General features: G+C 65.9%; 13 protein-coding genes. 4 read left to right on the top strand and 9 right to left on the bottom strand.

The window, feature by feature from the left end; genetic code table 11:
• From livG to ABKS89_RS23455, 4 genes are all read right to left on the bottom strand, one after another.
• Positions 1 to 768, bottom strand: coding sequence for a high-affinity branched-chain amino acid ABC transporter ATP-binding protein LivG (gene livG, locus ABKS89_RS23470; protein ID WP_081515899.1), 768 nt, complete (start codon positions 766 to 768; stop codon positions 1 to 3).
• Positions 765 to 2,021, bottom strand: coding sequence for a high-affinity branched-chain amino acid ABC transporter permease LivM (locus ABKS89_RS23465; protein WP_348587252.1), 1,257 nt, complete (start codon positions 2,019 to 2,021; stop codon positions 765 to 767). Before ABKS89_RS23465 ends, livG begins: the two co-directional genes overlap by 4 nt.
• Positions 2,018 to 2,941, bottom strand: coding sequence for a high-affinity branched-chain amino acid ABC transporter permease LivH (gene livH / locus ABKS89_RS23460; protein ID WP_138215390.1), 924 nt, complete (start codon positions 2,939 to 2,941; stop codon positions 2,018 to 2,020). Before livH ends, ABKS89_RS23465 begins: the two co-directional genes overlap by 4 nt.
• Before the next feature lie 117 nt (positions 2,942 to 3,058).
• Positions 3,059 to 4,180, bottom strand: coding sequence for a branched-chain amino acid ABC transporter substrate-binding protein (locus ABKS89_RS23455; RefSeq protein ID WP_081515893.1), 1,122 nt, complete (start codon positions 4,178 to 4,180; stop codon positions 3,059 to 3,061).
• Positions 4,181 to 4,488: 308 nt separating this feature from the next.
• Between ABKS89_RS23455 and ABKS89_RS23450 the strand changes: the two genes are divergently transcribed.
• Both ABKS89_RS23450 and ABKS89_RS23445 read left to right on the top strand, forming a co-directional pair.
• Entirely contained in the window at positions 4,489 to 4,806 is a 318-nt protein-coding gene (locus tag ABKS89_RS23450; protein ID WP_081515892.1) for a DUF2288 domain-containing protein, read from the top strand.
• A gap of 66 nt (positions 4,807 to 4,872) precedes the next feature.
• Entirely contained in the window at positions 4,873 to 5,238 is a 366-nt protein-coding gene (locus ABKS89_RS23445) for a DUF5064 family protein (RefSeq protein WP_138215389.1), read from the top strand.
• 67 nt (positions 5,239 to 5,305) lie between these two features.
• On the opposite strand, the gene phnE is transcribed toward ABKS89_RS23445, so the two are convergent.
• The 4 genes from phnE to ABKS89_RS23425 are packed head-to-tail and all read right to left on the bottom strand — an operon-like array spanning position 5,306 to position 8,569.
• Complete coding sequence (gene phnE, locus ABKS89_RS23440; RefSeq protein WP_138215388.1) at positions 5,306 to 6,076, bottom strand: phosphonate ABC transporter, permease protein PhnE; 771 nt, start codon at positions 6,074 to 6,076, stop codon at positions 5,306 to 5,308.
• Positions 6,073 to 6,915 (bottom strand): PhnE/PtxC family ABC transporter permease, encoded by an 843-nt coding sequence (locus ABKS89_RS23435; protein ID WP_348587251.1) that lies wholly within the window; start codon positions 6,913 to 6,915, stop codon positions 6,073 to 6,075. Before ABKS89_RS23435 ends, phnE begins: the two co-directional genes overlap by 4 nt.
• Complete coding sequence (locus tag ABKS89_RS23430; protein WP_348587249.1) at positions 6,909 to 7,715, bottom strand: phosphonate ABC transporter ATP-binding protein; 807 nt, start codon at positions 7,713 to 7,715, stop codon at positions 6,909 to 6,911. The genes ABKS89_RS23435 and ABKS89_RS23430 overlap by 7 nt, the downstream gene beginning before the upstream one ends.
• Positions 7,712 to 8,569: a putative selenate ABC transporter substrate-binding protein gene (locus tag ABKS89_RS23425; RefSeq protein WP_348587247.1), complete on the bottom strand. Its 858-nt coding sequence runs from the start codon at positions 8,567 to 8,569 to the stop codon at positions 7,712 to 7,714. The genes ABKS89_RS23430 and ABKS89_RS23425 overlap by 4 nt, the downstream gene beginning before the upstream one ends.
• Before the next feature lie 156 nt (positions 8,570 to 8,725).
• On the opposite strand from ABKS89_RS23425, the gene ABKS89_RS23420 reads away from it, so the two are divergent.
• Positions 8,726 to 9,625 carry an NAD(P)-dependent oxidoreductase gene (locus tag ABKS89_RS23420; protein ID WP_138215385.1) on the top strand — a complete coding sequence of 300 codons (900 nt, stop codon included), beginning with the start codon at positions 8,726 to 8,728 and terminating at the stop codon, positions 9,623 to 9,625.
• Positions 9,622 to 10,413: a hydroxypyruvate isomerase family protein gene (locus ABKS89_RS23415; RefSeq protein WP_348587245.1), complete on the top strand. Its 792-nt coding sequence runs from the start codon at positions 9,622 to 9,624 to the stop codon at positions 10,411 to 10,413. The genes ABKS89_RS23420 and ABKS89_RS23415 overlap by 4 nt, the downstream gene beginning before the upstream one ends.
• A 16-nt stretch (positions 10,414 to 10,429) precedes the next feature.
• Here ABKS89_RS23415 and ABKS89_RS23410 read toward each other — a convergent pair whose 3' ends face one another.
• Positions 10,430 to 12,592: a putative bifunctional diguanylate cyclase/phosphodiesterase gene (locus ABKS89_RS23410; protein ID WP_348587244.1), complete on the bottom strand. Its 2,163-nt coding sequence runs from the start codon at positions 12,590 to 12,592 to the stop codon at positions 10,430 to 10,432.

Here is a 12,592-nt window from a genome sequence, read left to right as displayed (position 1 = left end):
TCAGGACTCCCCCAGATAGGCTTTGATCACATCCGGGTTGCCGCGGATTTCCTCCGGGGTGCCGTCCGCAAGCGGGGTGCCCTGGTTGATCACGTAGATGTGGTCGGAAATGCTCATCACCAGCTTCATGTCGTGCTCGATGAGCAGGACGGTGACGCCGTGCTCGGAGCGCAGCATGGCGATCAGCGCCTTGAGGTCCTCGGTTTCCCGCGGGTTCAGGCCGGCCGCCGGCTCGTCCAGCATCAGCAGCTGCGGACGGGTCATCATGCAGCGGGCGATCTCCAGGCGGCGCTGCTGGCCGTAGGCGAGGGTGCCCGCCGGGCGGTTGGCGATGTCCTTGAGGTTGACGATTTCCAGCCAGTGCGAGGCGTAGTCCAGGGCCTCGGCTTCCGCGCGACGGAAGGCCGGGGTCTTGAGAAGGCCGGCGAGGAAGTTGGTGTTGATGTGCCGGTGTTGCGCCACCAGCAGGTTCTCCACCGCGGTCATCTCCTTGAACAGACGCACGTTCTGGAAGGTCCGCACCACGCCCTTGTGGGCGATCTTGTGGCCCGGCAGGCCCTGGATGGGCTCGCCGCGCAGCAGGATTTCGCCGCCGGTGGGCGCGTAGAAGCCGGTCAGGCAGTTGAACACGGTGGTCTTGCCGGCGCCGTTGGGGCCGATCATCGAGATCACCTGTTTTTCCTGGACCTTCAGGGCCACGTTGTTGACGGCTAGCAGCCCGCCGAAGCGCATGGTGAGGCCGGCTACTTCAAGAATCGGTCGGCTCATTTTCGCAACTCCAGGTGCGGGCGCTGCATGGGCAGGAGCCCCTGCGGACGCCAGATCATCATCAGCACCATGAGGGCGCCGAACATCAGCATGCGGTACTCGCTGAACTCACGCATCAGTTCGGGCAGCAGGATCATCACCACGGCGGCCAGTATGACGCCGAGTTGGGAACCCATGCCACCCAGCACCACGATGGCGAGGATGATGGCCGATTCGATGAAGGTGAACGACTCCGGCGTGACCAGGCCCTGGCGCGCGGCGAAGAAGCTGCCGGCGAAACCGGCGAAGCAGGCGCCGAGGGTGAAGGCGGAGAGCTTGATCAGCGTCGGGTTCAGCCCCAGCGCGCGGCAGGCGATCTCGTCTTCGCGCAGGGCTTCCCAGGCTCGGCCCAGGGGCATGCGCAGCAGTCGGTTGATCACGAACAGCACCAGCAGCACCAGCAGCAGCGCGACCAGGTAGAGGAATACGACCTTGTAGTTCGAGTTGTAGGCGATGCCGAAGAACTCGTGGAAGGTCTGCATCCCCTCGGGGGCGCGGCGCTCGAAAGTGAGGCCGAACAGGGTCGGCTTCTCGATGTTGCTGATGCCGTTGGGGCCGCCGGTGAGCCAGGTCATGTTGCGCAGCAGGATGCGGATGATCTCGCCGAAGCCCAGGGTCACGATCGCGAGGTAGTCACCGCGCAACCTCAACACCGGGAAGCCGAGGACGAAGCCGAAGAACGCGGCCATTAGGCCGGCGATCGGCAGGCACACCCAGAAGCCCAGGCCGTAGTAGTGCGACAGCAGCGCGTAGCTGTAGGCGCCCACGGCGTAGAAGCCGACGTAGCCGAGGTCGAGCAGGCCGGCCAGGCCCACAACGATGTTCAGGCCCAGGCCCAGCAGCACGTAGATCAGGATCAGGGTGGCGATGTCCACCGCGCCGCGCGAACCGAAGAACGGCCAGGCGAGGGCGACGAGGATCAGCACCATGATGATCTTGCGTTGCACGGAAGCGTGGGTCAGCCGTTCGGCCAGCTTGGTATGCGGGTGCGACAGCGCCTGTTTCACGCTGCCGCCGAAGGCGAAGCGATCACGCACCAGTTGCCAGACGAACATCAGCACCGCGCAGGCGGCGATGGTCCACAGGCGGGTAGGGCTGACGTTCTCCAGTTGCAGGCCGATGCCGATCACGCTGAGCTTGATGCCCAGCACCGGATAGGCAACGGCCATCACCAGCAGGGCGCTGAAGAAGGCGGTCTTGAGTTTCTGGCTCATACCTTTTCCACCTCCGGGCGACCGAGAAGGCCAGTGGGGCGGAAGAGCAGCACGAGCACCAGCAGGGTGAACGCCACCACGTCCTTGTACTGGTCACCGAACACGTCGGCGCCGAAGGCTTCGGCAACGCCCAGCACCAGGCCGCCGAGCATGGCGCCCGGAATGCTGCCGATGCCACCCAGCACCGCGGCGGTGAACGCCTTGATGCCAGCGAGGAAGCCGATGTGCGGGTTGATCACGCCATACTGCAGGCCCAGCAGCACCGCGGCCACGGCGGCCAGGGTGGCGCCGATGACGAAGGTCAGGGCGATGATGTTGTTGGTGTTGATGCCCAGCAGGTTGGCCATCTTCAGGTCCTCCGCGCAGGCACGGCAGGCGCGGCCCAGGCGGGAGCGGGAGATGAACATGGACAGGCCGTACATGGTCAGCAGGGTGACGATGAAGATCAGCACCTGCATGTACGAAATGGTGACGCCGCTCATTTCGTCCGGGCCGATGATGAAGTTGCCCGGCAGCAGGTTGGGGATTGCCTTGTCCTTGGAATCCTGGGCCAGCAGAACTTCGTTCTGCAGGAAGATCGACATGCCGATCGCGGAGATCAGCGGAATCAGCCGGTTGCTTCCACGCAGGGGCCTATAGGCGATCCGTTCGATGGTGTAGCCGTAGGCGCTGGTGACGATGATCGCCGCGGCGAAGGTGCAGATGATAACGACAGGGAGACTGACGATCCCCATCATGGCCAGCCCCGTGATCACGATGAAGGCCACGTACGAGCCAATCATGTACACCTCGCCATGGGCGAAGTTGATCATGCCGATGATGCCGTAGACCATGGTGTAGCCGATGGCGATCAGGGCATAGGTGCTGCCGACGGTGAGGCCGTTGATCAGCTGTTGCAGGTAGTGATAGAGCTCAGGCATTACCTAACTCCTCGGGCGTCGCGTGAAGCGGCGCTTGTGGCGCGACGGACCCCCGGAATACTCGGATAAACAAAGCCCACTGCTGTGGGCAGTGGGCTTTGTGTGGCGGCGGGTGGCTTATTTGGCTTCGGTCTTGGTGCCGTCCTTGTGCCACTGGTAGACCACGAAGTTGAAGTTCTTCAGGTCGCCCTTCTCGTCGAAGCCCAGGTCACCGGTCGGAGTCGCGAAGGTGTTGGCGCGCAGCGCGGCTGCCACCTTGTCGGTGTCTTCGCTGCCGGCTTTCTTGATGCCTTCGGCGATGACCTGGACAGCGGCGTAGGCCGGGAACACGAACGGACCGCTCGGGTCTTCGTTCTTGGCCTTGAAGGCGTCAACCAGGGCCTGGTTCTTCGGATCCTGGTCGAAGGACTTCGGCAGGGTCACGTAGAGGCCTTCGGAAGCCGGGCCGGCGATGGCGGAGATCTCTTTGTTACCCACGCCTTCCGGGCCCATGAAGCCGACTTTCAGGCCTTTCTCGGAAGCCTGGCGCAGGATCAGGCCCAGCTCCGGGTGGTAGCCGCCGTAGTAGACGAAGTCGACCTTGGCCTGCTTGAGCTTGGCGATCATCGCGGAGAAGTCCTTGTCGCCGGCGTTGATGCCTTCGAACAGGGCGACCTTGATGCCAGCGTCTTCCAGGGTCTTCTTCACGGCAGTGGCGATGCCCTCGCCGTACTGCTGCTTGTCGTGGATCACGGCCACGGTCTTGGGCTTGATGTGCTCGGCGATGAACTTGCCGGCGGTCGGGCCCTGCAGGCTGTCCAGACCGATGGTGCGGAAGATCAGCTTGTAGCCACGGGAGGTGATGTCCGGGCTGGTGGAAGCGGCGGTGATCATCATCACGCCTTCGTCTTCGTAGATGTCCGAAGCCGGTTGAGTGGAGCTGGAGCACAGGTGGCCAACGACGAACTTGACGCCATCGTTGACGATCTTGTTGGCAACGGCCACGGCTTGTTTCGGATCGCAAGCGTCGTCGTAGACCACGCCTTCGAGTTGCTTGCCGTCGACGCCGCCGGCCTTGTTGATCTGCTCAATGGCCATCTTCGCGCCAATGAACTGCATCTCCCCATACTGGGCGACTGCGCCGGTCACCGGGCCGGCCAGAGCAATCTTGATGGTGTCGGCGGCCATGGAGAAGCTGGCAACGCCGGCCAGGGCCATGGCGGTGAACAGCTGGGAAAGACGCTGAGTACCCTTTTTCATAATGCTCCACTCTTCTTGTGTTTTCGTTTTTGTAGTCCTGGTCGCCAGCGGCTCACCGGACCGGGATTGCCCCGGACAGACCCACCGGCAACTGTACCGGTACAGTGTAGAGTGCCGCCGGACCGCTTGAAAAGCGGGTGGCGGGCAGCCGATTGTGGGCATGTCGCAAGATTGAAACAAACGTACAGAAAAACGGCGCTGTATGACTTTTCCTTGTGGGTTTCCGTCACCAGCGAAAACGCCGTCCGAACCTTGCCTGGCGCGGTCCCGGCGCTATCATGGCGCCGTTCGTATACCAGGTGAGATTCATGACTGAACAAGCTAGCACCCTCTATGCCAAGTTGCTTGGCGAAACCGCGAAGATTTCCTGGCAGGAGCTCGCGCCCTTCTTCGCCCGTGGCAACCTGCTCAAGGTCGCGGCTTGCGCCGATCTGGTGGAGGTCGCGATGGGCGTGGCCGAGGACGACCGGACCAAGGTTGCCGCCTGGCTCGCCAGTGGTGATCTGAGCAAGGTCGACGAAAAGCTGGCGCAGGATTTCCACGATCGTGACCCGGAACTCTGGGCGGTGGTGATCGCGCCCTGGGTGCTGGTTCAAGAAAGAGTTCGAAAAGAGTCCGTGCACTGACACAGGGCGATTTCCAATTCGAAAAGGCCGGCTAGACTGTCGGGATTCCATAGAAGGAGATTCGCCATGTTCGAACCGGGCCATCTGCATCTCCAGTCCCTGCCGGGGCTGGGGGCGCAGGAGATCGACGCTCACATCAACTATGAAGTCCGCAAGGATGTGGAAAAGGGCACCATCGTCCACTTCACCATGAAGGGCGAGATCGACGGTAATTCCTTTACCGAAGAGTGGGACATGCCCAAGGAACAGGCCTTCAACTTTGCCAGCGATGCCACCCGCATCGCACAGAAGCACGGCCTGCACCCGCGCTTTGGCTCGATGGTGCGCAACCACAAGGAGTACGACGCGATGTTCGAGGACATCCGCCAGAAACTCGGCACCAACCCTGGCGACCCGATCGACCTCGACAAGGTGATCCACGGCGACTCGTAAGCGACGCATTCAGTAAAAAGCCCGGCCATGAGCCGGGCTTTTTACTGCGCGTCTTCTGCCGCAGGACTCAGTGGCTGACCCAGCGCTGCCGCGCCCAGGCACTCAGGCTGTCGACGCACAGCACCAGCAGCAGCATCGCGATGATCACTGTGGCCGCCTGGGCCTGCTGGAACAGGCTGAGGCTGAAATACAGCATCTGCCCCAGGCCGCCTGCACCGACGAAGCCGAGCACGCTGGCCATGCGGATGTTGTTCTCCCAGCGATAGAGCATGTACGCCACCAGTTGCGGCCAGACCGCCGGAAGGGTGCCGTAGGCGAAGGCGGCGACGCGTCCGCCGCCGGCCAGGCGCACAGCTTCCGCCGGGGCGGTCGGGGTATTTTCCAGCGCCTCGGCGAACAGCCGGCCGAGCACGCCGCCGGTGTGCAGCGCCAGCGCGAGCGTGCCGGCGTTCGGGCCGAGCCCGGCGGCCAGCACCATCAGTGCGCCCCAGACCAGCTCCGGCACTGCGCGCAGGGCGTTGAGCAGCAGCCGCGACAGGCTTTGTGCGATGCGTCCGAAACGCCCGGCCGCCGGCAGCGCGAGCAACATGCCCAGCAGCGCCGCGAGCAGCGTACCGATGGCGGACATCGCCAGGGTTTCCAGGGCGCCGCGACCGACTGCCGTGAGGTGCGTGGTGCTCAGGTCCGGCGCGAGGAAATCGCGACCGTAGTCGAGCATCTGGCCGAGGCCGCGCGCGTCAAACAGCCCGCCGGTGTCCATCTCCAGGTAGGCGAAGGACGCGCCGATGGCGAGCAGGATCAGCAGCAGCCAGCCCAGGCTGCGCAGCAGGCCGGTCATTCGAGCCTCCCGCGCAGGAAGCGGCTGAGCAGGTCGGCGCCCAGCACCAGCACCAGGAAGGTCAGCAGGATGCTCGCCACCTCGCCGCCGGCGAACATGCGCAGCGACAGGTCGATCTGCTGGCCGAGGCCGCCGGCGCCGACGAAGCCCATCACCACCGAGGCGCGGATCGCGCACTCCCAGCGGTAGACGGTGTAGGAGATGAGTTCCGGCGCGGCCGAGGGCAGTACGCCATAGGCGAAGGCCTGCAGCCGCGAACCGCCGCCCAGCAGCAGGGCGCGGGTCGGGCGCGGGTCCACCGATTCGAAGATTTCCGCGTAGACCTTGCCGAGCATGCCGCCGTAGGTGATGGCGATGGCCAGCACACCGGCGGTGGGGCCCAGGCCCACGGCGCGGACGAACAGCAGCGCCCAGACTATTTCTGGCACGCTGCGCAGCACGATCAGCAGCCCGCGCACCGGCCAGCGCAGCGCCCGCGCCCACCAGGCCGGCAGGCCGCCGCGGGGCAGGGCGGAGATCGACAGCGCGCGGGTCGCCAGCAGGGCGGCGGGGAAGGCGATCAGCCACGCCAGCGCCATGCCGGCGGTGGCAATCGCGAGGGTTTCCAGGGTGGCGCGGCCGAGCAGGGCGAGGAATTCCTCGTCATGGGCCGGCGGCCAGAAACCGCCGAGGAAGTTGGCCATGGTCCGCGCGTTGTCGCCGCTGAACAGGCCGCCGATATCCAACTCGGACAGGCGCAGGCCCGGCCACAGCAAGGCCAGGGCGAGCAGGGTGAGCAGCAGGCGCGGCAGCGCCGCCGGGTCGCGCGGCGGGCTCTTGGAAAGCGCGGGGTTCAGCATCGCGGAATCTGCACCACCAGCGGTTTGCCCACCGGCGAGGAAGCGTCCTGCTGGCCGAGCTGCTCGTTGGCGTAGAGGGCGCGCAGGTCCTCGGGAGTGACGTTCTCCGCCGCCTTGTCGAAGGCGATGCGACCGTCGCGCACGCCGACGATGCGCGGGAAGTGCTCCAGCGCCAGGTCCACCGCGTGCAGGCTGGCGAGCAGCGTCACGCCACGGTTCTGCGCTTCACGGGTGAGTACGCCGAGGGTATGGCCGGCGAGCACCGGGTCCATGGCCGAGACGGGTTCATCGGCCAGCAGCACTTCGGCCTGCTGGTACAGCGCGCGGGCGATGCCGACGCGTTGCAACTGGCCGCCGGAGAGCTGGTCGCAACGCTCGAAGAGCTTGTCGCCCAGGTCCAGGCGCTGCAATTCGCTGCGTGCGCCGGCGCTGTCGACGGGGTAGAGCAGGCTGGCCAGGCTTTTCCACAGCGGCCATTGGCCGAGGCGGCCGGCGAGCACGGCGGTGACCACCCGCTGGCGCGGTGGCAGCGGCGGAGCCTGGTGCACCAGGGCAATGCGCGCGCGTAGACGCTGGCGCGCGGGCCCACTCAGGGCCCAGGGCTGGGTGCCGAGCAGGTCGAAATTGCCGGAAGCGGGTTTCAGTGCGGTGGCGAGGATGCGCAGCAGCGTGGTCTTGCCGGCACCCGACGGGCCGATGATCGCCACCCGTTCACCGGCAGCGACGCTCAGGTCGATACCGGCGAGCGAGCGCTGGCCATTGGCGTGGATGTGCTCCACGCCGGTCAGTTTCAGGGTCACTTCAGCAGGCCGGCGGCGCGGGCCGATTCCTCGATGCCGGTGTAGTTCTCCGGCTTGGTTTCGATGAAGCGGCTGGCCGCCTGCAGGTCGAGGATTTCCTTGTCGTGCGGCTTGCTCGGGTCGAGGGCGAGGAAGGCCTTCCTGATCTTCTCGGCCAGGGCCGGATCGAGGTTGCCGCGCACGGTCCAGTTGTAGTCGTAGTAGGTCGGGGTGGTGGCGAAGACCTTCACCTTGTTGGTGTCGACCTTGCCGCTGTCCACCAGCTTCTGCCAGACGGAGGCGTTCAGCACACCGGCGTCGACCTTGCCGGCCTGGACCCAGGCGACGGTGGCGTCGTGGGCGCCGGAATAGGCCACGCGGGAGAAGAACTGCTCGGGCACCACGCCGTCCTTCTGCATGAAGTAGCGCGGCATCAGGCTGCCGGAAGTGGACGACACCGAACCGAAGGCGAAGGTCTTGCCCTTGAGGTCCTGGATCGATTTCACGTTCGGGTCGGCGGTGATGAATTTGCTGGTGAACTGCTGGTCCTGCTCGCGCTGTACCAGCGGGATGGCGTTGCCGGTCTTCAGGCGCGCCTGGACGAAGGTGAAGCCGCCCAGCCAGGCCATGTCGAGGCGATCCGAAGCCAGGGCTTCGACCACGCCGGCATAGTCGGACACCGGGATGAACTTCACCGGCATGCCCAGTTGCTCTTCCAGATAGGCACCCAGCGGCTTGAACTTGCGCAGCAGTTCGGTGGGGGCTTCATCGGGAATGGCCGAGACTTTCAGTTCTTTCGGCGTGTCGGCGTGGGCGAAAACGGCGGACAGGGACAGGGCAAAACCGGCGGCGAGCGCCAGGGAGCGTTTCAGCATGGGGAGAGTTCTCCGGTTCAATGGCGGAAAAAACTCCGGGAGTATAGTGGCGGCGCGTCTGTTTGGCAGCTGGCACGTCGTCCGCCGGGTCAACTTCGCGCCTGTTAGAATGCCGCCTCCCCGTGCCCGTCCTGCTGTCGAACTGGAGATCACCCCATGTCGTCCCCTTTGCCATCCCTCGCTTTTGCCGGTCTCGGCCTGATGGGGGTACCCATGACGCGCCGCCTGCTCGCCGCGGGCTACCCGCTGGCCGTGTGGAACCGCTCCGCCGGCAAGCGCGAGCTGCTGGCCACCGAAGGCGCCACGGCCGTGGAAACACCCGCGCAGCTGTGCGCCAACGCCGAGGTGGTGATGCTCTGCCTGGCCGATACCGCCGCCGTGCGCGAAGTGGTGTTCGGCGCCGGTGGCATCGTCGAGAGCGCCCGCGCCGGCCAGCTGCTGGTGGATTTCTCCAGCCTGGAGCCGGCCGCCACCCGCGAGATGGCCGCCGAACTGGAAGCGCGCACCGGCATGCGCTGGGTCGATGCGCCGGTTTCCGGCGGCACGCCGGGTGCCGAGGCCGGCACCCTGGCGATCATGGCCGGCGGTCGCGTCGAGGATATCGAGCGCGTGCGGCCGATCCTCGCCCACCTCGGCCAGCGCCTGACGCGCATGGGGGATGTAGGCGCCGGGCAGGTGACCAAGGTGTGCAACCAGATGATCGTCGCCTGCAATGCCCTGGTGATCGCCGAAGTGGTGGCGCTGGCGGAGCAGTCCGGCGTCGATGCCAGCCTGATCGCCCCGGCCCTGGCCGGCGGTTTCGCCGACTCCAGACCCCTGCAGATCCTCGCCCCGCAGATGGCCGAGAGCCGCTTCGAGCCGGTGAAGTGGCACGTGCGCACACTGCTCAAGGATCTGGATACCGCCGTGAAGCTTTCCCGCGAGGAAGGCTCGGCCACGCCCATGAGCGGCCTTGCCGCGCAGCTGATGCGCCTGCATGGCAGCCAGGGCAATCTCGAACGCGACCCGGCTACCCTGGTCGAGCAATACCGTCAGTCGAAGGAAATCCCCGCATGAAACTCTGCGCCAACCTGTCCCTGCTGTTCACCGAAGTCCCGCTGCTGCAGCGTATCGACGCCGCCGCCAAGGCCGGCTTCGAGGGCGTGGAGATCCAGTTCCCCTACGACGTCCCCGCACAGGACCTGAAAGCCGCGCTGGACGAAGCCGGCCTGCCGCTGGTGCTGATCAACCTGCCGGCCGGTGACCTGATGCAGGGCGGTCCCGGCATCGCCGCCGTGCCGGAGCGTGCGGCGGAGTTCGAAGCGGCGCTGGCCAAGGCGCTGGAGTACGCGAGCATCGTCAAGCCGCAGCACATCAACGTGCTGGCCGGCCGGCTGGTCGAAGGGCTGGAGCGCGAGGTCGCGCTGCAGACCCTCGCCGAGCGTCTGCGCGCCACCTGCGATGCCTTCGCCGGCAGCGGTACCGACGTGCTGATGGAAGCCATCAACTGCCACGACATGACGGACTTCCTGCTCAACACCCCCGAGCACCTGCAGGACATGCTCGAGCGCGTGGCGCGGGAGAACCTGCGCGCGCAGCTGGACCTCTACCACATGGCGCGCATGGGCCTGGAACTGGTGGATTGCATCTACGCGCTGATGGGCCAGATCGGCCACGTGCAGTTCGCCGACTACCCCGAGCGCGGCGAGCCGGGCTCGGGCGAGATGGAGTTCGCAGTGCCGCTGCAGGTGCTCGACGACGTCGGCTACGACGGCTGGCTGGGCGCCGAGTACCGCCCCACCGGCACCACCGCCGACTCCCTGCGCTGGCTGCCGCGCTGGCGCGCCGGCAAGTTCGACTTCTGAGCCTGGATCACGGGCCTCAGGCCTGGCTGCGCAGCAGCGCCGAGTCGCTGTCCTCGCGGTACGCCTCAAGGAACTCCACCAGGGCGGAGAGGGGCAGGGGCCGGCTGAACAGGTAGCCCTGGGCCAGCTCGCAATGGTTGTCGCGCAGGAACGCCAGTTGCTGCGCGTGCTCCACGCCCTCGGCGATCACCTTCAGGTGCAGCTTCTGCGCCATGGCGATGATGGCCTGGGCGATCTCGCTGTCACGCCGTGATTGCGGCACGTCGCGGATGAAGGAACGGTCCACCTTCAGCGCATCCAGCGGTAGTTGGCGCAGGTAGGACAGCGACGAATAGCCGGTGCCGAAGTCGTCGATGGACAGGCTCACGCCCAGGTCGCGCAGGCGATTGAGCAGCGGGATGGCCTGGCTGATGTTGGACATCACGGCGTTCTCGGTGACTTCCATCTCCAGGTAGCGGGCGGCGAGGCCGGTGTCGGCGAGGGTCTGCTGGACTTCATCGACCAGCCCCTCGCGGCCCAGGTTGCTGGCGCAGCAGTTCACCGCCACCCGCAGGTCCTTGTAGCCCAGGTCGTGCAGGCGGCGCAGGTCCTCGCAGGCGCGGCGCAGCACCCAGGCGTCCAGCGCGCCGATCAGCCCGTTGGCGGTCGCCAGGCCGATGAAGCGGTCCGGTGCCAGCAGGCCGTGGGTCGGGTGTTTCCAGCGCACCAGGGCTTCGAGCTGCTCCACGTCGCCGTGGTCGATGCGCAGGATCGGCTGGTAGTAGAGCACCAACTCGTCGTCCCACAGCGCCTTGCGCAGTTCCTCTTCCAGCTGCAGTTCCTGGGTCGCCTTGGTTTTCAGGTGCGGACTGAAGAAATGCGTGGCATTGCGGCCGTTGCCCTTGGACTGGTACAGCGCGAGGTCGGCGTGCTTGAGCAGTTCCTCGGGCTGTTCGCTGTCGTTGGGGAACAGGCTGATGCCGACGCTCATGGTCATCACCAGGCTGCGCCCGGCGATGCTGATCGGCTCCTTCATGCGTTGCATCAGGCGCTGGGCGAGGATGCGCGCCTCGTGATCCTCGCCAAGGTCGGCGAGGATGCAGAACTCGTCGCCGCCAAAGCGCGCCAGCAGATCGGTGCTGCGCAATGCGCTGCGCAGGCGCTCGGAGACGATGCACAGCAATTCGTCACCAGCGGCATGGCCGAGGGAGTCGTTGACCCGCTTGAAGTGGTCCAGGTCCAGCAGGATCACCGCCATACCCTGGGCCTTCTGCCGGTTACGTTGCAGGCGAGCGTCGAATTCGTCGTTCAGCGCATTGCGGTTGTGCAGGCCGGTGAGGCCATCGAAGCGCGCCAGTTTCTGCAGCGAGGCGTTGGCACTGTCCAGCTGGTTGAGCAGGGCGTTGACCCGGCTCAGCTCGCTTACCTTGCTTTCCAGGCTGTCCTCGATCCAGGCCGCCCAGAGCCCGGCCAGCACCACGGCCAGCGCCAGCAGGCCGACCATCAGGCCGAGCTGGATGGCGTTGTTGCGCCCCAGGTCCGCCACCGGCGCTACCCAGCTGGGCAGGGTCAGGGTCAACGCGGCCATGCCTGTGAAGTGCATGCTGGAAATGGCGCAGCCCAGCAGCAGGCTGGCGAGTATCTGGTAGATCCACTGGCGGCCTGCCGGCTGGCGATTGAGTACCGGCGCCAGCACCAGGGCAACGAAGGCCACCAGCACGGCCATCAGTACCGAGAGGGTGACCAGCAGCGGATCATAGTGCTGCATCGGCGGCGACTCGATGGCGGCCATGCCGGTGTAGTGCATGCCGGCGATGCTGGCGCCGATGCAGCAGGCGGCCAGCAGGTACTGCAGCGGGCTCAGCCCGGCGTGGGCGAGCAGGCGCATGGCGATCACGCAGATGGCGATGGCGATGAGCAGCGAAAGCAGCGTCAGGCCGCCGGTGAAGTGCAGCGGCACCGAAGCGTGGAAGGCCAGCATGGAAACGAAGTGCATCGACCAGATGCCGCTGCCCAGGCAGATGCCGCCGACCCACTGCCAGCGGTGTGCGTGTTGCGGAGCCCGGACCATCCGCGCGGTGATGTTCAGCGCGACGAAGCTGGCGACGCAGCCGATAAGAACGGCCAGCAGGACCAGTCCGGGGTTGTGAGAACACTCCAGCAGCACAGCATCGGGTAAGGCGTCCTGGTGCCAGTCCAT

The sequence above is a fragment of the Pseudomonas sp. LABIM340 genome (assembly GCF_040017195.2).
Taxonomy (GTDB): domain Bacteria; phylum Pseudomonadota; class Gammaproteobacteria; order Pseudomonadales; family Pseudomonadaceae; genus Pseudomonas.
This window is presented reverse-complemented; position numbering and strand designations above follow the sequence as displayed.